The organism is Amycolatopsis sp., assembly GCF_025464955.1.
GTDB lineage: Bacteria > Actinomycetota > Actinomycetes > Mycobacteriales > Pseudonocardiaceae > Amycolatopsis.
In genome coordinates this window covers 457,173-478,480 of record NZ_JAODNM010000124.1, presented here as the reverse complement: position 1 = coordinate 478,480, position 21,308 = coordinate 457,173, and the positions used below count along the sequence as shown (strand labels likewise).

Genomic DNA, 21,308 nt, shown 5'->3' with positions numbered 1-21,308 from the left:
ACGTGAAACATCGAGAGAACTGACTATGACCACCATGATTCGATCCCTCACGCCCCAAGAGCAGCGATCGTTGCTGGTCAGGATCGGCAAGCTCGCGCGTGCCGTCGCGCCGGACGGCTGGCAGCGCATCGAGGTCGACTTCCGGCAGGTCGGCCAGTACACCGAGATCGACGCGCGCACGGAGACGAGATCGCTCGAGGTTCCCGAGCTCACCGAGCTGCTGACCGCCCTGCGCGCGGGCATGCACGAGCCGGAAAAGGGCACCTGGCTGCAGGCCAGGTTCACGCTCGTCGCGACCGGCACCTTCGACTTCGACTTCGCACTCGACGCCGAACCGCGGTGGCACGATCAGCCGGACAACGCCGTTTACCTCGATGAACTCGCCGTTTTCCCCCGTGAGCCCGAGTATCTCGAAGACTGGTGGCGCCGCCGCGTCGGGCTGCCGCTCGGCTTGCGGCTGAGACACGCACGGGTCGTCGACGCCGTGACCGAGGGCGAGCCGGTGGTCGACCGGCCCGAGCTGCCCGCCGACGTGGTGCCGCTCGTGCTGCAGTACCTCGAACGCGAACCGGCGATCCTGGTCGCCGACGGTCCGGAGCAGGACATCTTCACCCCGGACGCCGAGCCGGACGTCCCCGCGAGCTACCACACCGACGGCACCTGGACCTGGCCCGCGTCCGTACCGCACTACCTGCGCGAACATGGCGTCGCCCCGGAACCGGACCTGGTCGCGCATATCGCCGGGCAACAGTTCCAGCCGCCGTACGTCGACCTGCTCGTCAGACGGACAGCAGAGGCCGATCTGCTCGGACAGCCGCGCCCGCAGCCGATTCCGGGCGACGTCGAACCCACCGCCGGTGACATCGCCGCCGAACTCGAAACCCGGCCGGACCCGCGGCTCGACGTCGACGACGTGCTTGCGGTGCTGGTCCAGCGGCTCGGCGAACACGGCGTCTGGCCGGAGGCGTACCGAGTCGGTGAACGCGCCGACAGCACTTGGTGCCTCAACGAGACCCCGGAAGGCTGGGAGGTCGCACGCTACGAGCACGGCGTCGCCGTCCGGCCGCGGCTCTTCGACCAGGCCGAAGACGCCGCCCACCAGCTTCTCGGCGCACTGCTGCTGCACCCGGCCCGGATGACGGCCGGGCACGAGACCCCGCTGGAGACAGCGACGGAACTGGACGACTGGCCGATCACCGAGTCCGACGGCGAACCGCCGCTCACGTTGCTGCGTAACAAGCGCGTCGTCCAGCTGGTGGAGGGCACGACGGTCGTGCGGTTCGGTCCGGAGAACGGGAACCTCGTGCACGGCCCTCAAGTAAGGTTCGCCACGACATCGCTTCCACTGGAACGGGACGGCCACGAGCAGACCTACCAGCTCCGCCGCCCGCTGCACGTGATCACCGGCATCACCGTTCCGTGGGCCAACCTGCCCGGTGGGGCGGTTGCCTACGTGCTGCCGAAGCCGGTTGTCGACCACCTGGCGGACAAGAGCCTCGAGAGGATCAGCTAGCTCGATGGAAAACTCGGTGGACAAGCGGTCGAGGTGGCGCGGAAGCCTGCTCGCCGGCGCGATCGGTGACGCACTCGGCGCGAAGACCGAGTTCGATTCGATCGATCGCATCCGCGAGATCGCCGGGCCCGCCGGCATCACCGACTTCATCCCCGCGTACGGCGGGGTCGGCCGGATCACCGACGACACGCAGATGACGCTGTTCACCCTCGAAGGGCTGATCAGGGCTCATGTGGCGCTGCGGCTCACCGGGGACATCGAGGTCGGGTACTTCCTTCAGCTGGCCTATCAGCGCTGGCTGCACACCCAGGGCGTCCCGTGGGACCGCGCCCGCGGGCCGAAGGACGACAGCGTGCAGCCCGACGGCCGGCTGGTCACGAACCGCGAGCTGTACAGCCGTCGGGCACCGGGTCTGACCTGCTTCGGTGAGCTGGAGGCGTACGGCAAAACCGGTGTCCGCGGGACCATCGACCGGCCGATCAACAACTCGAAGGGCTGCGGTGGCGTGATGCGCGCGGCGCCGGTCGCGCTGTGGACGGACGACCCGTCGCAGGTGTTCGCGGTCGCCGCCGAAAGCTCAGCGCTGACCCACGGCCACCCGAGCGGCTACCTGTCTTCCGGCACGTTCGCGGTCATCGTGCACCACCTGCTGGACGGACGTTCACTGCCCGACGCCGTCGACGCCGCGAAGGCGATCCTCGTCCGCTGGCCGGGGCACGCGGAGCAACTGCCCGCGCTGGACCAGGCGTTCGCGCTCGCCGAGCAGGGTTCGCCGACGCCCGAAAAGGTGGAAAGCCTCGGCCAGGGCAACGTCGGCGAGACGGCGTTGTCGATGTCGGTGTACGTGGCGCTGACCACGGAAGACCCGAACTCCGCGCTGCTCGCGTCGGTCAACCACAGCGGCGACAGCGACTCGACCGGTTCGGTCTGCGGCAACCTCGTCGGCGCGATGTACGGCGAACAGGCACTGCGGGAAAGTTGGCTGGACCGGTTGGAGCTGCGCGAGGTCATCGAAGGCGTCGCCGACGACGCGCTGGCCGAGTTCGGGCCCGACGCGCCTACGGGCGACCAGTGGTCGGTTCGGTACCCGGCGCACTAGATTTAGCGCGTGCTTGGGGAGGGGACTGGAAGTGCGTTATCGAGTGGACTCGCAGACGCGGTCGGACGGGCTGTACGCGGCATGGGGCGAACGGGTGTTCCGCACCCAGCGCTCGACCGCGGACGGAACCCTGCTGCTCGTCGTACCCGCTGGTGAGAACCCGCCTGACGGCTTCGACGTCGAGTGGAACGACTCGCCCGCGAAGGTCGTCCCGGAAGGCGAGACCAGCTCCAACTTCAGCCTCGAGACGCACTGCCTCTACGACGACGAGATCTACCAGGTCGCGCCCGAAACGGCCGCGAACGAGCTGACGCTGCGCTGGACCGGCCTCGACGAGACACGGGCGCATGAACTCGGACTGGTGAATTTCAGCGTCGCGGTCCCGCCCGCCGCGGTGCTGGCGATCTGGCAGACGCGCCATGACTTCGACACGGTGTCCGACGTCCGCCCGGAGCCGGGCACGGGCGATCAGACGGCGTTGCTCCGCGGGATCGGGCGCTCGCTGCTCGGGGTCCTGCCGTCGAACTGGCAGCGGGTCGCCGCGCAGTTCCGCCAGGTCGGCGACTACGCCGAGTTGGAAGTCCACGTCGTCTGCGAAGGCGAGATCTCCGTATCGCTGGCCGCACCGCCGCGGCTGAGCGGGCTGTTCGCGCAGCTGCGGTCGGCGATGTACACCCCCGCCGCGGGCACGTGGTTCCAGGGAACGTTCCTGCTGGGGCCCGGTTCGAGCTTCGATTTCGACTTCGATCCCGACGCCGAGCCCAAGTGGCGGCTGCCCCCGAACGAAGGCGGGCGGCCGAACCCGCGGGCCTACGCGATGGAGTTGGCACGTTTCCCTCGTGAGGCGAAAAACCTGCCGGTTTGGCTGTCGGTGAAAGCCGGCCGCCCGCTGGACGTCGCGTTCCGGCTGGCGAAAGTGGTCGACGCCCACAACGAAGGCGAACGGCCGATGGTCAACCGCGCGCCGGTGCCGCCGGACAAGGTGCGCGGCGTGCTCGACTACCTCTTCCGCGCCCCGGTCGCGCTCGCCCGGCCCGGCATGCTGCCCGACATCTTCGCCCCGCAAGGCCCGCCGGACGTGCCGGACGCCTTCCACACCGACGGCACCTGGATCTGGGCCGCGTCCGTGCCCCACTACCTGCGCAAATACGGGGTTCCGCCGGAGCCTGAACTGCTCGGGCACATGCAGGCGAACGGATTCCGCACGCCGTACGTCAGCCCGCGGCTCCGGGCGACGGCGGAAGCCGAGATTCTCGGCCAGCCGTACCCGGCCCAGCAACCGGTCGACCTCCTCGACGACAGCGTGCCCGCCAAGATCGACCGCGAAGGCGAACCCGGCCCGGAGCTCCGCGCGTCCGACGCACTGACGGTGTTGCACCAGCGGCTCGCGGAGTACGGCGTCGCGGAGTCGGCGTACCGGATCGGCGAACCCGAGACGGCCACCGACGGCGTTTGGCTGCTGCGTAAGGCCGAAGCGGGCTGGGAGGTGTCTCGGCCGCCGACGGACGAGCCGCTCTTCTTCGCCCACCTCGAGCAGGCCGCGCGGTTCTTCCTCGGCACCGTGTTGCTGTACCCGGCCAGGGCCTGGGCGGGCACCGAACCGGACCCGCGCGAGGTCGTCGCCGACTGGCCGATCACGGCTCTGCGCGGCGAACCGCCGCTCACCTTCTTCCACGGCAAGCGGATCGTCGTCCTCGAAGCGGGCACCACGGTCCAGCGGTTCGGCAACGAAACCGGCAACCTCGTGCACCCCGAGTCCGCGCGGTTCACCGAGACGTCGCTGGCCTACGAGCGGGAGCGCGAACGACGGCTCTACCTGCTGCAACGGCCGTTGCGAGTGCTCACCGGGCTGACCGCGCCGTGGAACGGCATGCCCGGCGGCGCGGTCGCGTACCTGCTGCCCGGCCCGATCGGCCGCCACCTCGAAACCGGCGCACTCAGCCGGGTCTGAAACGGCGGTGGCTGCCTCCAGCGGCCGCTCCGAAAGAAGCGCTAGAAATCCGAGCGGCGCTAGGTTTGCTGTCGTGTCTACTGGCCAGTCACGTCGTGCAGGTGGTGCTGGTGATGGCGATGTGACTGTCGGGGCTCCTGAAGGCAGTTCCGGTAGGACAGAGACGTCGTGAAGGCCTAGGTGAGTGCGCCTTACGCCGTGAAGGTGGCCTTCACGACACGACGCGACAGGCCCCCGGTCCTTGCTGCAGTAAAGCCGAACCCACCACACCAACCGACCAACCACCAGACACCCCTAAGTTCCAGGGATTGGCATTCAAAGCCACAGGGGTGGCCCCGAGGGGTCTTTGCACACGACGGGACCAGAACCCTAAAACGGCACCCAGAGCGTGACTCGGGTGCCGTTGCCGGGGGAGGATTCGACAATCGCGGTGCCGCCCACCTCGGCCAGCCGCGCGTTGATGGACTCACTGATGCCGAACCCCGGCGGCTGGGTCCCGGTGCTGAACCCGGCGCCGTGGTCGCGGGTGATCACCGCGAGGCCGCCGTCTCGCTGTTCCATCCGCACGACGACTTGGTCGGTGCCGGAGTGCTTCATGGTGTTGCGCAGGGCCTCGCGGACGGCGTCGCGGATCGCGATCTGACGTACCTCGGACAGTGTGTCGTCGTCGAGTTCGGCGATCACGAGCTGCGCGCGCAAGCCATCACGGGCCATTTCCGCGGCCAGTGTCGCGAGTTTCTCACCGAGCGGCCGCGAGCCTTCGTCGTCGTCGGAGGTTTCGAGGGTTTGCCGCAGCTGGATGGCCTGCGCCCTGGCCAATCCGCGGAGGTCCGCCAGCTGCTGTTCGGCGTCGCCGGGTGTCTTCAGCGAGATCGTTTCGAGCGTCTGCAGCACGGTGTCGTGGAGCATGCGCTGCTGCCGGGCACGTTCGGCGGACCGGCCGTTGCGGATGCCGTACGCCAGCGCCAGCCGGGTGCCGAGGCCGATCATGATGAGCGCGCCGCCGGCCGTGTAGAGGACACCGAGCATCGCGCTGTAGCCGGAGAGCGCGTCGGCGATGTCCGTGTGGCCGTTGAGCCAGGTGCCGAGCAGCCGCACCGGAAAACTCACGAGAGCCAACGCGATCCCGCGCGGCAACCCCATCGCCAGCGAGAGCACCCCGACGCAGCCGATCAGCTGCTTCCCCGAGACGGCCATGGCGTCGGCGAGCGCCTCCGACGGTACGGTCAGCGCCAGTACTAGGCCCATGACCAGGGTGAACAGCACGTCGATGCCGATCAGGACACCCGCGTTGCCGGGGCGGAACGGCGCCGAACGCAGCAGCCATGCGGTGCCGAAGACGTTGAGCACGACCGAAACCGCCGTGACCGCGACGACCGGCACGGCACCGTTCCGACCGTGCGCGAGAAGGAAGACGACCATGGCCCCGGGCACCGCGACGACCCGGAAGAGCAGCGGCACCAACACGATGTACCGCGCGGCCCGCAACAGCAGCCCGTCGTTGGAAGCCACGTCGATGGGACCGTCGATATGGGAGATCCGGCGCAGCGCCCGCATCGGCGTCGGGTCGGCGACCTCGTCGGACAACGCGTTGGTCGCGGTCGCCATGGCGGGCGCGCCGCGGCGGATGAGGGTCAGCAGGAAGCTCGCCGGGCGGGGTGGTCCAGGCGAGGGCTCCGGCATGCCCCACATCCTCTCCCCAACCGCCCGCGGAATTCCACCGGCAAGCGCTACTCCGGTGGGGCGATACCTTCCGCCGCGGCCCATGCCCGCAGCTCGACGACAGCATCGTCGTACTCGAGCGGCCCGCGGTCGAGCCGCAGCTCCTTCAGGAACTTCCAGGCCTGCCCGACCTGCGGACCCGGCGGGAGGCCGAGCAGCTTCATGATCTCGTTGCCATCGAGGTCGGGACGCACCTTCGCGAGATCCTCGGCCTCCGCGATCCGGGCTATCCGCTCCTCGAGCTGGTCATAGGTCGCCTGCAGTGCGGCCGCCTTGCGCCGGTTGCGCGTGGTGCAATCGGCCCGGACGAGCTTGTGCAGCCGGGGGAGCAGGTCGCCGGCGTCGGTGACGTACCGCCGGACCGCCGAATCCGTCCATTCTCCGTTGCCGTACCCGTGGAACCGCAGGTGAAGGAACACGAGCTGGGAGACGTCGGTGATGATCTCCTTCGAGAACTTCAGCGCGCGCAAACGCTTGCGGACCATCTTCGCGCCGACCACCTCATGGTGGTGGAAGCTCACCCCGCCGCCGTCTTGGAACTCCCGCGTCGCCGGCTTGCCGATGTCGTGCAGCAGCGCGGCGAGCCGCAGGATCAGGTCGGGCGATGACGTCGGTTCGTGCGTCTTCTCCAGGTCGATCGCCTGCCGGAGCACGGTCAGCGAGTGCTGGTAGACGTCCTTGTGCTGGTGGTGCTCGTCGATGGCGAGCCGCATGCCCGGCACCTCGGGCAGCACGCGCTCGGCCAAGCCCGTGTCGACCATCAGCTCGATCCCCGGCGCCGGGTCGTCAGCCAGCAGCAGCTTCGACACCTCCGCCTGGACGCGCTCGGCGGTGATGCGGTCGATCTCGCCTGCCATCGACGTCATCGCGTCGACCACGCGCGGAGCCGGGGTGAAGCCGAGCTGCGCGGCGAAGCGAGCCGCGCGCAGCATGCGCAGCGGGTCGTCGGCGAAGGACTCCTGCGGGGTCGCCGGGGTGTCGAGCACCTTCGACCGGACGGCTTCCAGCCCGCCGTGGGGGTCGACGAAGGTCTTCGTCGACAAGTCGATCGCCATCGCGTTGACAGTGAAGTCGCGGCGGAGCAGGTCGCCGTCGATCGTGTCGCCGAAGGTGACCTCGGGCTTGCGGCCCACCCTGTCGTAGCTGTCCGCGCGGAAGGTGGTGATCTCCAGCAGGGAGCCCTTCTTGGTGACCCCGACCGTGCCGAAGGCGATCCCCACCTCCCACACCGCGTCGGCCCAGTCCGCCACGATGGCCAGCACCCTGTCCGGTCTCGCGTCGGTGGTGAAGTCCAGGTCGCTCGACTGCCTGCCGAGCAGCACGTCGCGCACGCTGCCGCCGACGAGGTAGAGCTGGTGGCCCGCCTCGGCGAACCGCTCGGCCAGCTCGTCGGCCAGCGGGGAGATCCGCATCAGCTCGGCCACGGCTTTCTGCTTGGCGACAACTTCATTCACAGCGATCCAACCAACAAGAGAGTCCACTTACTACGCGGACCGATCGACACGGACACGGAGAGCCAGCGTACCGACGCGGGCGTTTGCTCTAGCATCGCAGCATGTCTGGATCGGCCGGTCGCTCCGGTGCCGCCAAGCCTGGACGACGGCGACGGCGCCATCGCGGCAGGAAGTTGAAAACGGTCGACGAGACGTCCGCCGGTGGCCTCGTGCTGGACGCCGCCGGAGAGAACGCTGTCCTGATCGGCAGGCTCGACCGCCGTGGCAAGTTGCTTTGGTCGCTCCCGAAGGGGCACATCGAGGATGGGGAAACCGTGGAGCAGACGGCTGTGCGCGAAGTGAAGGAGGAAACCGGCATCTCCGCGCACGTGCTGCGCCCGCTCGGCACCATCGACTACTGGTTCGTCGCCGAGCGGCACCGGGTGCACAAGACGGTCCACCATTTCATGCTGGCGGCCGACGGCGGTGAGCTGTCGGACGAAGACGTCGAAGTCACCGAGGTCGGCTGGGTCCCGCTGACCGAACTCGACACGAAGCTCGCCTACGCCGACGAACGAACATTGGTCCGCAAAGCCCGCACGCTCCTGGCGGCCGGCGAAGAAACCGCGGGAGCACCCGAGTGAGTGAAGTGGACACCAGGCGCGCGCTGCGACGATCCGCCGCGACGCTCCTGACCACGCTGTTCCTGCTCGCGCTCGGCTCGTTCGGCGCGGCGGCGCAGGCGCAGTCCGGCGGGACGGCGGCGAACACGCCGAGCCGGCTCCGGCTCGACGTCGACCAGGTCACGCCGGTCATCACCTCGACGTCGACCAGCTTCAGCGTCACCGGCCGGGTCACCAACACCGGCGACCGCCGCATCTCGAAACTGCTGGTCCGCCTGCAGGTCGGCAACCGCGTGACGACCGAGCGCGAATTCACCGACGCGCTTGCGAACGGCGCCGCCGACACCACGCAACCGCAGTTCACCTCGATCACCGAGTCGCTCGAGCCCGGCCAGAGCGCGCCGGTGCAGATCTCGCTTCCGTTCGGCTCCGCCGCGGGCGCGATGAAGCTCAGCAAGCCGGGCGTCTACCCCGTACTGATGAACGTCAACGGCACGCCGGAGTTCGGCGGCCAGACGCGGCTCGCCGCGGTCAACCTGCTGGTGCCGGTACTCGGCGTGCCGGGAAAGGCACCCGAACACCAGCAGAAGGCCAGTCCGGTGTCCGTGCTGTGGCCGATCGCCGACACCATTCCGCACGTCGCGACCTGGGCGCAGCCGCTGGGCGGCCAGCTGGTGCTGACCGACGACGAGCTTGCTGCCGACCTGAGCTCCGGCGGCCGGCTCGACTCGCTCGTCTCCGCCGCGCAGGCTGCCAAGGAGACCAGCCCGCACGTCTTCAGCTCGCTCTGCCTGGCGATCGACCCTGACCTGCTCTCCGTCGTCGACGGGATGTCGCGCGGCTACCAGGTCCAAACCGGCCAGGACACCCCTCCCGCGACGGGCCGGGGGACGCCGGCTGCCCAGAACTGGCTGACCGCGCTCAAGCAGCTGACCAGCCAGAACAGCTGTGTTGTGCCGCTGCCGTTCGCCGACGCGAACCTGTCGACACTGTCGCAGGTGCACGCCGGCAGCGCCCAGGACGCCGACCTGGTCACCAGCGCGGTGTCCGGCGCCGCCACGCTGACCAGGTTGCTCGGCGTCGCGCCGCGGGCCGGGGTGCTCTGGCCGGCAGGCACGATGGACACCAAGACCCTCGGCCTGCTGGGAAACGCGGGGATCCAGACCGTGCTCACCAACGAAGCCAGGCAGGGCGGCGAGCCGGCCACGACGGCGGCTTCGCTGAATGGGACCCAGGTCCGCGGTCAGCCCATCGACCCGCTGGTGTCGGCGGCGTTCGCCGGGATGCCGGGAAACGCCCAGCTCGCCGGTACGCCCACGCAGGTGAACCTGACCCCGGCCGGCGACGAGCCCGCGGTGTCCACCCAGGACGGACTCGCCGCGCTCGCGTTCCGGTCAGGTCTCGGCCAGGCGACCTCGGCCCAGCACGCGAACCCGATCCTGCTGGCTCCGCCGCGACGCTGGAACGTCCCAGCAGCCGAGCTGACAACGCTGCTGGACCAGCTCGCCGCGTTCACGAACGCCGGGGTCGTGCAGCCGCAGACGCTGTCCGAGCTGCTCGCGCCCGGCCCCGGCGACAACACCGCCACGATGGCGACCAGCGCCGACGACCTCACGTCACCTCCGGCCGGCGACGGCGCCGCCGCGCTGTCCGACCTCGATACCTCGACCGCCGGGTTCGCCGGGGCGATGAAGCTCAACACCAACACGAGCACCCGTGTCGGACCGGGCGAACTGATCAAACCCGTCCGGGACGGGCTGATCCGCGCGTCCTCGGTCGCGTGGCAGGGGGCCGGCGGCGGTTCGGCGATCACGACCGCGAACGCCCGCGGCGAGCTCAACGTCCTGCGGGCCGCGGTGACCGTGGTGGCGCCCTCCCAGCGGCTGTCGCTGTCGGACTCGGCCCCGCTGCCGGTGTTCGTCTCGAACTCGCTGCCGGTCGATGTGACCGTGCAGGTCCTGCTGAAAAACAACGCCGGGCTGCGGCCGGAGAACATCTCCACCTACACGATCCCGGCCGGCCGGAAGATCAACCAGCTGGTCAACTTCGGGGAGGCGCTGCGTGCGGGACGGCTCAGCGTGGACGTGTCGTTGAGCACACCATCAGGCCTGGACCTGGGGACAACCGCCCGGTTCGAGCTCAGTTCCAACAATTACGGGGTCATTACGATCATCGTCACGGCGGCCGCGGGCGGGGCACTGTTGCTGCTGTCGGCCCGGCGCATCTACCGCCGGGTAAGGGACGCCAAGGCGGCCAGGGCGGACGGTCACTGAGGTTTTCCGGTCACCTCCGATTACGCTGAGGCGACCGAGTAACCGCTGAGGATTGGGCACGCGTTGGAACGAGGACCGGGTTTACCACCCGAGCGTGCTGGCCGTCCTCCGCGTCCCGACGACGGGTTGCCGCCCGTGCGTGGGGAAAAAGGCTGGGAGGCCGAACGTCCGCGCCCGCCGGTCGACCGGCCGCAGCGGCCGGTGCCGCCGCCGCCCGCGGACGCACGCCGCCGGGCCGCCCCGCCGCGTGAGGTGGAGAAGACCCGGCGAATGGCCCCGGTGCAACCCTCGCAGCCGAACCAGCTCCCGCCACGCCGAGGCACGCCGCCACCCCAGACTCCACCACAGGCTCAGCCGCGCCGCGGGGCGCCGCGCGCGCCCGTCCCGCCGCCGGCGCTTCCCCCGGTCTCCCGGCGTCCGCCGCCCCCGGTGCGCCCGTGGGAGGACGGTCCGCAGCCGTCCGCGCCGGACGCGACCCAGTTCATCCCCCGGATCCCCGGCGGCCAGGTGGGTACGCGGTGGCCGACGGCCGACCCGGACTTCCTCCGGCCGTACGACCAGCTGGCCACGCAGGTCATGCCGCGGGTCACGGCCGGTCCGCTGGTCCACATCCCGGGGACGACCGGGGAACAGCCGGTCACCGCGCCGAAACCCACGTCTCTCGGCAGGGCCAGCGGCCGGATGGCCATCGCGTCGCTGATCAGCCGGATCACCGGTTTCCTGTGGAAGCTGCTGCTGGTCTACGCGATCGGCCAGGGCATGGCGAACGACTCCTTCAACGTGGCCAACACCTTCCCGAACATCGTCTTCGAGCTGCTGCTCGGCGGCGTGCTCGCCAGTGTTGTCGTCCCGCTGCTCGTACGCTCGCAGGACGACAAGGACGGCGGCATCGCCTACGCCCAGCGGCTGATGACCGTGGCATTGACGCTCCTGCTCGTCGGCACGGTGCTCGCGGTGATCGCGGCGCCGCTGTTCACCTCGCTCTATGTCGACAAGTCGTCAGCGAACGCGAACCCCGCGCTGGCCACCGCGTTCGCCTACCTGCTGCTGCCGGAGATCTTCTTCTACGGCCTGTTCGCGCTGGTCTCGGCCGTGCTGAACGCCAAGAACATCTTCAGCCCGACGGCGTGGGCGCCGGTGGTCAACAACCTCGTCGTCATCGTCACGATCCTCGTGGTCTGGGTGATGCCCGGCGAGATCTCGCTCAACCCGGTCAAGATGAGCGACCCGAAGCTGCTGACACTCGGCCTCGGCGTCACGTTCGGCATCGTGGCGCAGGCGCTGATGCTGATCCCGCCACTGCTGCGGTCGGGCTTCCGGTTCAAGTGGCGCTGGGGCATCGACAAGCGGATGAAGGAGTTCGGCGGGCTCGCGCTGTGGATCCTCGGGTACGTCGCGGTCAGCCAGCTCGGGTACATCGCCAACACCCGGGTGCTCACCGCCGGCACCGCGGGCGGGGTCACGGCGTACAGCAACGCGTGGCTGCTCTTCCAGCTGCCGTACGGCGTCATCGGGGTGTCGCTGCTGACCGCGATCATGCCGCGGATGAGCCGCGCGGCCGCGGACGGCGACACCAAGAAGCTGGTCGGCGACCTTTCGTACGCGTCCCGGATCTCCACGGTGATGCTGCTGCCGATCTCCGCGGTGATGACGATCATCGGCTCGTCGGTCGGGATCGCGCTGTTCACCGTCGGCAAGGGCTCGCTCGCGTCGGCCGACCGCCTCGGCGGCGCGCTCGCCATCTCGGCGTTCGCTCTGCTCCCGTACGCGCTGGTGATGCTCCAGATGCGGGTGTTCTACGCGATGAAGGACGCCAGGACGCCGACGCTGATCATGATCGCGATGACCGCGGTGAAGATCCCCCTGCTCTTCCTGACCCCGAAGCTGCTCGACGCCGACCACATCGTGCTGGGCGCGATGATGGTCAACGCGCTGACGTTCGTGGTCGGCGCGGTGCTCGGCCAGGTCTGGCTGTGGGTGACGCTCGGTAACCTGCGTAGCAAACGGGTACTCGGAGTGATCCTCTTCACTGTGGTCGCGAGCGCACTCGGCGTGGCCGCCGCGCTCGGCGTCGGCTACCTCGTGCCAAGCTCCCTGGGCACAACTCTGCAGGCCTGGATCAAGTTGATCTTGCAGGGAACGGTCGGCCTGGTGGTGTCCTTCGGCGTCCTGATGGCGCTCAAAGTGGAGGAAATCGCCCCTGCCACGGCCAGAATCACCCGGTTGATCAGGCGCTGATAACGATTCACGCACAGATAACCCCGGTTCACCCGCCGTGTTCAGAGTATCCTCGTGCAGGGAGATAAGCGGGAGCGTGCGTGGACACGAGACGGAGCGAGCAAGCAGGGGGTCCTAGACCAGTGGTCACAAAGGCACGTGGTGGATCCCTGGCGCCCGGCCGTGTCGTCGGAGACGGCCGATACCGGCTGCTGGCCCAGTTCGGCATCGACGAACGGGCCGGGGCGCATCTTTGGCGTGCCCGCGATGGCCAGCTCCGCCGCGATGTGGCGCTGACGCTGCTGGTCGGTGACCCGGCCGACGCGGAATCCGCCCGGCTCGCCCGCCGCACCCTCGAGCGCGCGGCGCACGCCGCGAAGTTCGGCCACTCCGGCGTCGCCCGGGTGCTCGACGTCCTCAGCCTCGGCAGCGGCGTCACGTCCAACGAAGGCCTGCTCGGCGTTGTTGTCGCCGAATGGACCAAGGGCAGCGACCTCGTCGACCTGGTAGCCGAGCGTCCGGTCGCCCCCGCGGCCGCGGCCCGCATGGTGCAGGCGCTGGCCGAAGCCGTCGAACGCGCCCACCAGAGCGGTCTCGTCCTCGGCCTCGACCACCCGCAGCGCCTCCGGCTCACCCCCGAAGGCGCCCTCAAGCTGGCGTTCCCCGGCCCACTGCCGGACGCCACCCTGCGTGACGACGTCAAGGCCCTCGGTGCCGTGCTGTACCTGCTGTTGACCGGCAAGTGGGCGCTGCCCGGTGGTCCGACGGCCATCCCGGCCGCCCCGCTGACCCCGGCCGGCCGCATCGTGCCGCCGCGGTCGCTGGTCCCGTCCGTCCCGCCGGAGCTGTCGTCGCTGGCCGTCCGAACCATCGAGGACGGCGACCACGGAGGTATCCGCACCAGCTCCGCGATCCTGCGCGTGCTCGACCAGGCCGCCGAGGCCGAGGAGCGCACCCAGCTGATCAAGGCGGTCGGCGGCTCTGTTGCCGACGTCGAAGGCCGCGATGAGAACGGCACGATCTGGACCACGAAGAAGCCGGTCAAGGACGCGGCCCGGCGGCGCAAGCTGGCCGCCGGCGTCACCGTGCTGGTGGTCGCCGCCGTCGGCATCCTCGCCTGGCTGGGCATGCTCGCGATCAGCTTCTTCCAGAGCGATCCGGCCGCTACCGGTCCCAAGGTCAACGTGGCCGCATCGTCGAGTTCGGCCGCGCCGGCACCCGCGCAGTCCGCCGCACCTCCGGCAGCTCCGCCGGCCGCCAAGTTCGGCACCCCGGTGGATCCGGCCGGAGTCGCGGTCTACAACCCGGAAGGCACCGGCGACTACGCGTCCCGCGCGAAGAACGCGATCGACGGCGACCCGGCCACCGTCTGGAAGACCGAGCAGTACCACCAGCAGTTCCCAGTGCTGAAGTCCGGCGTGGGCCTGGTCGCCAACTTCGACAACTCGATCAAGCTCGCGCAGGTCAAGATCAGCGCGAACAGCCCAGGTACCAAGGTCGAGATCCGCACGGCCGACAGCCAGGACGCGGCCCTCGCCGACACGAAGGTCGTCGGCGCCGGCGACCTGACCGGCCCGGACACCACGATCACGCTGCAGCAGCCCACCGACGGCAAGTTCTTCATCGTCTGGATCACCCAGCTGGGCGGGGACACCGGAAAGTTCAGCTCGCAGATCGGTGATCTGAGCTTTGTCCCGGCGGGTTGACGCGAACGGTCCCGACTTGAAAAAGCGCGGTCCGACCGCGTCAGTAAGCTCTGGCCGGTGACCGCAGCAGCACCTACGGATGCCGATCTCTTGGCGGCGCATGCCGCCGGGGATCCGCACGCCTTCAGTGAACTGGTCCGGCGACATCGGGACCGGATGTGGGCGGTGGCCCTCCGGACGGTGCGCGACCCCGAGGAAGCCGCTGACGCCCTGCAGGACGCGTTCATCTCGGCGTACCGCGCCGCCGGCAACTTCCGCGCCGAGTCGCAGGTCACCACGTGGCTGCACCGGATCGTGGTCAACGCCTGCCTCGACCGGATTCGCCGACGGCAGGCGCGCCCCACGGTGCCGCTGCCGGAGACCGGTTTCAACGAACCCGCTTCCCCTCGCGACTCGATTTCGGAGCGCGAAACGAAGCTGATGGTCCAGGCCGCGCTCGACGAGCTGCCGGAGAACCAGCGCGCCCCGATCGTCCTGGTCGACGTAGAGGGTTACTCGGTCGCGGAGACCGCCAAGCTGCTCGGAATCGCCGAAGGCACGGTCAAGAGCCGGTGTGCCCGAGGTCGCGGGAAGCTGGCCAAGGTTCTCGGACATCTGCGGAACCCCGATGCGATTGCGAACGTCCCAACTCACGAAAGCAAACGAGACGGGGAGGGACGATGACGGACGAAAGTCGGGGGATTGACGGAGCCGTCGGCCCGCCGTGGTCTGTCGACGTCCTCGCCGACCTGCACGCCGGGGTCCTCGACGACGTCGAATCGGCAAGGTTGTGGCCGCAGGTGAACGCGGACCCCGAGGCCAGCGCGATCATCGACGCTCTCGAAGCGACCACGGCCGACCTTTCGGCACTGGCCGACGCTCCGTTCGAGCCGATGCCCGCCCACTTCGCGGCCCGGCTCGACGCCGCGCTCGCGCAGGAAGCGAGCGCGCCCGAGGCCACGGTCGCACCGGTCACCAGCCTGGACGCCGCACGCCGGCGTCGGAACAAGCAACTGGGCTGGGGTGCCGGACTGCTGGTCGCGGCAGCCGCCGCGGTCACGCTCATCGTCGTGCCCCTCTCGGGCAGCAACAGCTCGAGCCCGGGTGTCGCGCTGCCGCCTGCCCCCGGCCCGTCAGCGGGCAGCCCCGGCGCGGGCATCCCCGCCCTCGGCGGCGACGGTTCGGGCGCGGACGCTCTGGTCGGCGGCGGACTCGGCGTCCGGGACTTCGGCCCGCTGCACGATGAGCAGCACCTGGACGCCTGCCTGGACGCCAACGGGTTCGACCCCACGGTCCGGCCGGCCGGCATCCTGCCGGTCACGGTCGGCGGCCGGTCCGGCGTGATGATCCTGCTGACCACCGGGAAGTTCGCGCAGTACCGGCTCGTCGGCTTCCCCGCGGACTGTGGGCCAGGACACCCCGGCAAGCTCTTCGACCGGGTGGTCGGCGAGAAGTAGCGCAGGTCGCTGACCTGCTGCGACGCGCGACACCTTACGCCTGGCGAACGTGGGGAACACCGGCCCCTACGATCGTGTTGAGCCCTGTACAGGGACGGAAAATCCACCAGCGGGCAGATCTCGGTGAGGTCGGCTACGAATGGGTGGGTACCGGCCTTGCTCAAGACACAGGGTCATTACGAGCGGAGGACACGGGTGGCTGCCGAGGAAATCAGGAACCTGATCATTGTGGGATCAGGTCCTGCCGGATACACCGCTGCCGTCTATGCGGCGCGGGCGCAGCTGGAGCCGTTGGTGTTCGAAGGCACCCAGTTCGGTGGCGCGCTGATGACGACCACGGAGGTCGAGAACTACCCCGGCTTCCGTGACGGCATCCAGGGCCCCGACCTGATGGAGCAGATGCGGACGCAGGCGCAGCGGTTCGGCGCGGAACTGCGCTCCGAAGACGTCGAAAGCCTCGAGCTGACCGGCGACATCAAGTACGTCACGGCGAACGGGGTGCGGTACGCCGCCCGCGCCGTGGTGCTCTCGATGGGCGCGGCGGCCCGCTATCTGAACGTGCCCGGGGAGCAGGAGCTGCTCGGCCGCGGGGTGTCGTCCTGCGCGACCTGTGACGGGTTCTTCTTCCGCGACCACGACATCGTGGTGGCCGGCGGCGGCGACTCGGCGATGGAGGAAGCGACCTTCCTCACCAAGTTCGCCAAGTCGGTGACCATCGTGCACCGCCGCGAGGAGCTGCGGGCGTCCAAGATCATGGTCGAGCGCGCCAAGGCGAACGACAAGATCCAGTGGAAGCTGAACTCCGAGATCACCGGCGTCGTCGGTGACGGCAAGGTCCAAGGCCTGAAGCTGAAGGACACCAAGACCGGCGAGGAGTCCACGCTCGACGTCACGGGGTTCTTCGTCGCGATCGGGCACGACCCGCGTAGCGCTCTTGTGCGTGGCCAGGTCGACGTCGACGACGCCGGCTACGTCATCACCAAGGGCCGCAGCTCGTACACGAACCTCGACGGCGTGTTCGCCGCCGGCGACCTGGTCGACCACACCTACCGGCAGGCGATCACCGCCGCCGGCTCGGGCTGTGCCGCGGCCATCGACGCCGAGCGCTGGCTCGCCGAGAACGCGGGCGTGGAGAACGCCCACGAAGCATCGGAGCTGGTCGGCGGCGGTTACGCCGCGCAGGTCTCCGCCCACTGACTCCCAACCCCTGACGCCCAACCCCTGAACAGGAGACAAGATGTCCAACACCGTCAAGGTGACTGATGCCGGTTTCGTCGACGACGTGCTGACCAGCGAGAAGCCGGTCCTGGTCGACTTCTGGGCTACCTGGTGCGGCCCGTGCAAGATGGTCGCCCCGGTGCTCGAGGAGATCGCGGCCGAGTACGGCGACAAGATCACCGTCGCCAAGCTCGACGTCGACGAGAACCCGAACACGGCGCGTGACTACCAGGTCATGTCCATCCCGACGCTGATCCTCTTCCAGGGTGGCAAGCCGGTGAAGCAGATCGTCGGAGCGAAGCCGAAGGCGGCGCTCCTGTCGGACCTGTCGGACGTGCTCTGAGCTGAGTTGAGCGTGTAACCAGCGAAAACCCGGTGGTCGCCCAAAACGGGCGTACGATCACCGGGTTTTCGCTGTCCTCATACGTTCAGCGGCTTGACCTACAGACCGGGCCTGCGCGCTCACCCAGAGTTCACAGGGCACAATAGACGAACTGGGTCTTCCCCAGTGCCAAGTTTTCTGTAGTCGCACCGAGACTCGAGTTCGGTGCCGAGCGAAAAGCGAGGAGTGCATGCGGGTACTCCGCCGCGGTGACGCCGGACCTGACGTCGCCGAGATCAGATCGGCTCTTGCTGCGGTGGAACTTCTGCCCGCGGTAAGTGGTGCCGATGGGTACGGTTCTTTCGACACGGCCGTGGAACAAGCCGTTCGTGCCTTCCAGCAGCGCCGTGGCCTGATCACTGACGGAGTGGTGGGTCCCGCGACCTACCGGGCGCTGCGCGGCGCCAGCTTCCACCTGGGCAGCCGCCCGCTGGCGCACCTCATCTCGGCCCCGATCCACGGCGACGACGTGTTCGCGTTGCAGGAGCGGCTCACCGAGCTCGGCTACAACGCCGGCCGCCCCGACGGCGCCTTCGGCCCGCAGACCGAGCACGCCCTGCGGAACTTCCAGCGCGACATGGGCATGGTCGTCGACGGCATCTGCGGGGCGGAGACGGTCCGCCAGCTGCGGCAGCTGTCCCCTCGAGCCAGTGGCGGCCGTCCGGTCTTCCTGCGCGAGCAGGAGCAGGTCCGGCGTGCCGGACCGCGGCTGCGCGGCAAGCGCATCGTGATCGACCCCGGGCACGGCGGTGACGACCTCGGCGTCGTCGCCGGCAGCCTGCGGGAGGCCGACCTCGCCTGGGACCTCGCGCGCCGCCTGGAGGGCCGGATGAAGGCCACCGGGATGGAAGCGCTGATCTCCCGCGGCCCGAACCAGAGCCCGTCCGAGGCCGAGCGCGCGCAGTTCGCCAACGACGCCGGCGCCGACCTCTTCCTGTCGCTGCACAACGACGGTAGCGCGTCGCCGAAGGCCCAGGGCGTCGCCAGTTTCCACTTCGGCACCGGCACCGGCACGACGTCGACGGTGGGCGAACTGCTCGCCGGCTTCATCCAGCGTGAGGTGGCCGCGCGCACGGGTCTGCTGGACTGCCGCACGCACCCCAAGACCTGGGAGATCTTCACCAGGACGCGCTGCCCCGCGGTGCGGGTGGAGGTCGGGTACCTGACGAACTCCGAAGACCACCGGCGGCTGTCCGATCCGGCCTTCCGCGACCTGGTCACCGAAGGCATCCTGATCGCTGTCAAGCGCCTGTATTTGCTCGGTGAAGGCGACCAGCCCACCGGGACTTTCACCTTCGCCGACGTGCTCGCGCACGAGTTGGCGAAGGCGGAGTAACCCGAAGGTTATTCACCCTCAGCCCGATTCATCCACAGCTTCGCCGACGTCCTCAGCAGCGATCTGTGGATAACTTGTGGTTTCGTCCACAGCCATACACAACCGGTGGATGTGCCGCGCCATAGGGTCGGCACTGTGCTAGATGATCACGTGCTAGAAGGACGACGGGTCAGAGATGGGCTAGGCGCGGTTGAGGCTCGGCTCGGCCGTGGTGATGGTGACCTGTCCGAGCAACCGCTCGAGAGCCGCCTCGACGTCTTCCTTCCACGAGCTGGCCGAGCGCAGTTCGAGACGCAGGCGCGGCCACTTCGGGTGCGGACGAACGGTCTTGAAGCCGACGCTCTGCAGGAACGCGGCCGGCACGACGCAGCTGTGTTCCTCGAGCTCGTTCTCGGCCGGATCGGCGTCACCGAACGCCTCGATCGCCTTTACCCCGCGCTTGGTGAGGTCCTTCGCCACGGCCTGGACGAGCATGCGGCCCAGCCCGCCGCCACGGAACTCGGGCAGCACCTGGAACGCCGTCAACAGGACGGCGTCGGGGCCCGGAGGCGAGGTGGGGAACGCCCGAGCGCGCGGCACGGCGTTCGGTGGGGCGTAGAAGACAAAACCGACGGGCAGGGTGTCGCTGTAGGCGATCCGGCCGCAGGAGCCCCATTCGAGCAGCACGCTCGACACCCAGGACTCCTTCTCGACCTCGGTGGAGCCGTACTCCTCGGCCTGCGCCTTGAGATGCGGCGCGACCTCCCAGTACACGCACCGCCGGCAGCGCTTGGGCAACTGCTCGAGGTTGTCCAGCGTGACGCCCACTACGCGTCGCGACACGCGTCCTCCTTGCAGAACACCGGAAAACCTGCCTACCCGTGCTTCCAGAATAGGGCACGGCACACGTCCGAAAGGACGTGTCCGAGGATAGGCCGATGTGATGCGCGCCGAAAGGTCGGTTAGGCCACACGGTGTGGTGGTTACACTCGGTGGGTCTACCTGCCGGTAGAACCCGCCCGCCGAGATCCTGGTGACGTGTCCCATGACCGAGAACCGCCCTGTCAGGCTGCAAGCCGGCCACCACAACCTCGACCCGCATCTCGACCGGTACGCCGCGCGCACCGCCGGGATGACCGCATCGGAGATCCGAGCGTTGTTCGCCGTCGCGAGCCGGCCGGAGGTCGTCTCGCTCGCGGGCGGTATGCCAAACCTGGCGGCGCTGCCGCTGGACACGCTGTCGACGCAGGTCGCCGAGATCATCGCCGAGGACGGGCTGGTCGCGCTGCAGTACGGCTCCGCGCACGGCATCCCGGTGCTGCGGGAGCAGATCTGCGAAATCATGGCGCTGGAAGGCATCTCGGCGCATCCTGACGACGTCGTGGTGACGGTCGGCTCGCAGATGGGCCTCGACATGGTCACCCGGCTGTTCTGCGACCCGGGCGACATCGTCATCGCCGAAGGTCCGTCCTACGTCGGCGCGCTGGGATCTTTCACGGCGTACCAGGCCCAGGTGACTCACGTCACTATGGACGACGACGGCCTGGTGCCCGAGGCCTTGCGGGATGCACTCGCCCAGGCCGAGAAGCACGGCAAGCGAGTCAAGTTCCTTTACACGATCCCCAATTTCCACAACCCCGCCGGTGTGACGCTGGCCGTAGAGCGCCGCGCCGAGATCCTCGAGATCTGCCGCGAGTACGGCGTCCTCGTGGTCGAGGACAACCCGTACGGGCTACTCGGCTTCGACGGCCAGACGTATCCCGCACTCCGCTCGCTCGACCCGGACAACGTCGTGTACCTCGGTTCGTTCTCGAAGACGTTCGCATCGGGTCTCCGGGTCGGCTGGGTGCTCGCTCCGCACGCCGTGCGCGAAAAACTGGTGCTGGCCGCCGAATCCGCGACGCTGTGCCCGCCGACGCTGAACCAGATGATCGTTTCGCGGTACCTGGCGACCCACGACTGGCAGGGCCAGATCAAGAAGTTCCAGGAGAGCTACCGCGAGCGCCGCGACGCCATGTTGACCGCACTGGAGCAGCACATGCCGGCCGGTTGCAGCTGGACCCACCCGGACGGCGGGTTCTACGTCTGGGTGACCGTGCCCCCGGGGGTCGACACCAAGGCGATGCTGCCGCGGGCGGTGACCGCGCGAGTCGCGTACGCCTCTGGGACCGGCTTCTACGCGGATGCGTTCGGCAGCAGACAGATGCGGTTGTCGTACTGCTATCCGACGCCCGACCGGATCAAGGAAGGCGTCCGGCGCCTCGCCGCCGTGCTGGAGTCCGAAATGGACCTCATGCGCACCTTCGGTAACGTGAGCCCACGCACCATCTCGGGTCCACAGAACCCGTCTCCCGACACGGCCTGAGCGCCCTCGGGTTTTGCCGGCGGTCCACCCGACCGTCCACATGAGACATAAGGAG

16 protein-coding genes are annotated in these 21,308 nt (G+C 69.0%); 13 read left to right on the top strand and 3 right to left on the bottom strand.

Going from position 1 to position 21,308, the window contains the following annotated elements; genetic code table 11:
- Positions 1-34: 34 nt before the first annotated feature.
- From JWQ81_RS32665 to JWQ81_RS32655, 3 genes are read left to right on the top strand one after another with little or no spacing between them, the layout of a single operon-like run.
- Positions 35-1,513: a TNT domain-containing protein gene (locus JWQ81_RS32665; RefSeq protein ID WP_297547614.1), complete on the top strand. Its 1,479-nt coding sequence runs from the start codon at positions 35-37 to the stop codon at positions 1,511-1,513.
- Positions 1,514-1,517: 4 nt separating this feature from the next.
- Positions 1,518-2,612: an ADP-ribosylglycohydrolase family protein gene (locus JWQ81_RS32660; protein WP_297547613.1), complete on the top strand. Its 1,095-nt coding sequence runs from the start codon at positions 1,518-1,520 to the stop codon at positions 2,610-2,612.
- A 31-nt stretch (positions 2,613-2,643) separates the two neighbouring features.
- On the top strand, positions 2,644-4,563 hold the full coding sequence (locus JWQ81_RS32655) for a TNT domain-containing protein (protein ID WP_297547612.1): 1,920 nt from the start codon (positions 2,644-2,646) through the stop codon (positions 4,561-4,563).
- Between the two features lie 369 nt (positions 4,564-4,932).
- On the opposite strand, the gene JWQ81_RS32650 is transcribed toward JWQ81_RS32655, so the two are convergent.
- Both JWQ81_RS32650 and JWQ81_RS32645 read right to left on the bottom strand, forming a co-directional pair.
- Positions 4,933-6,246: an ATP-binding protein gene (locus JWQ81_RS32650; RefSeq protein ID WP_297547611.1), complete on the bottom strand. Its 1,314-nt coding sequence runs from the start codon at positions 6,244-6,246 to the stop codon at positions 4,933-4,935.
- 47 nt (positions 6,247-6,293) lie between these two features.
- Positions 6,294-7,739: a CCA tRNA nucleotidyltransferase gene (locus JWQ81_RS32645; protein ID WP_297547610.1), complete on the bottom strand. Its 1,446-nt coding sequence runs from the start codon at positions 7,737-7,739 to the stop codon at positions 6,294-6,296.
- Between the two features lie 101 nt (positions 7,740-7,840).
- On the opposite strand from JWQ81_RS32645, the gene JWQ81_RS32640 reads away from it, so the two are divergent.
- From JWQ81_RS32640 to JWQ81_RS32600, 9 genes are all read left to right on the top strand, one after another.
- The gene (locus tag JWQ81_RS32640) at positions 7,841-8,362 is read left to right on the top strand and encodes an NUDIX hydrolase (protein ID WP_297547609.1); all 522 of its coding nucleotides are present in this window, start codon (positions 7,841-7,843) and stop codon (positions 8,360-8,362) included.
- A complete protein-coding gene (locus JWQ81_RS32635) occupies positions 8,359-10,614 on the top strand; it encodes a DUF6049 family protein (RefSeq protein ID WP_297547608.1) in 2,256 nt (751 codons plus the stop codon). The genes JWQ81_RS32640 and JWQ81_RS32635 overlap by 4 nt, the downstream gene beginning before the upstream one ends.
- 270 nt (positions 10,615-10,884) lie before the next feature.
- Positions 10,885-12,852 (top strand): murein biosynthesis integral membrane protein MurJ, encoded by a 1,968-nt coding sequence (gene murJ, locus JWQ81_RS32630; RefSeq protein WP_297547661.1) that lies wholly within the window; start codon positions 10,885-10,887, stop codon positions 12,850-12,852.
- Positions 12,853-12,974: 122 nt separating this feature from the next.
- Entirely contained in the window at positions 12,975-14,537 is a 1,563-nt protein-coding gene (locus JWQ81_RS32625; protein ID WP_297547607.1) for a protein kinase family protein, read from the top strand.
- Positions 14,538-14,594: 57 nt separating this feature from the next.
- Positions 14,595-15,200 (top strand): RNA polymerase sigma factor SigM, encoded by a 606-nt coding sequence (gene sigM / locus JWQ81_RS32620; protein WP_297547606.1) that lies wholly within the window; start codon positions 14,595-14,597, stop codon positions 15,198-15,200.
- Entirely contained in the window at positions 15,197-15,973 is a 777-nt protein-coding gene (locus tag JWQ81_RS32615; RefSeq protein WP_297547605.1) for a hypothetical protein, read from the top strand. Before sigM ends, JWQ81_RS32615 begins: the two co-directional genes overlap by 4 nt.
- A gap of 195 nt (positions 15,974-16,168) precedes the next feature.
- Positions 16,169-17,170: a thioredoxin-disulfide reductase gene (trxB, locus tag JWQ81_RS32610; protein ID WP_297547604.1), complete on the top strand. Its 1,002-nt coding sequence runs from the start codon at positions 16,169-16,171 to the stop codon at positions 17,168-17,170.
- Between the two features lie 40 nt (positions 17,171-17,210).
- A complete protein-coding gene (trxA, locus tag JWQ81_RS32605) occupies positions 17,211-17,534 on the top strand; it encodes a thioredoxin (RefSeq protein WP_297547603.1) in 324 nt (107 codons plus the stop codon).
- Positions 17,535-17,763: 229 nt separating this feature from the next.
- Positions 17,764-18,909: an N-acetylmuramoyl-L-alanine amidase gene (locus JWQ81_RS32600; RefSeq protein WP_297547602.1), complete on the top strand. Its 1,146-nt coding sequence runs from the start codon at positions 17,764-17,766 to the stop codon at positions 18,907-18,909.
- A 180-nt stretch (positions 18,910-19,089) separates the two neighbouring features.
- On the opposite strand, the gene JWQ81_RS32595 is transcribed toward JWQ81_RS32600, so the two are convergent.
- Positions 19,090-19,731, bottom strand: coding sequence for a GNAT family N-acetyltransferase (locus JWQ81_RS32595; RefSeq protein WP_297547601.1), 642 nt, complete (start codon positions 19,729-19,731; stop codon positions 19,090-19,092).
- 202 nt (positions 19,732-19,933) lie between these two features.
- On the opposite strand from JWQ81_RS32595, the gene JWQ81_RS32590 reads away from it, so the two are divergent.
- Positions 19,934-21,253, top strand: coding sequence for a PLP-dependent aminotransferase family protein (locus tag JWQ81_RS32590; protein ID WP_297547600.1), 1,320 nt, complete (start codon positions 19,934-19,936; stop codon positions 21,251-21,253).
- Positions 21,254-21,308 lie beyond the last annotated feature (55 nt).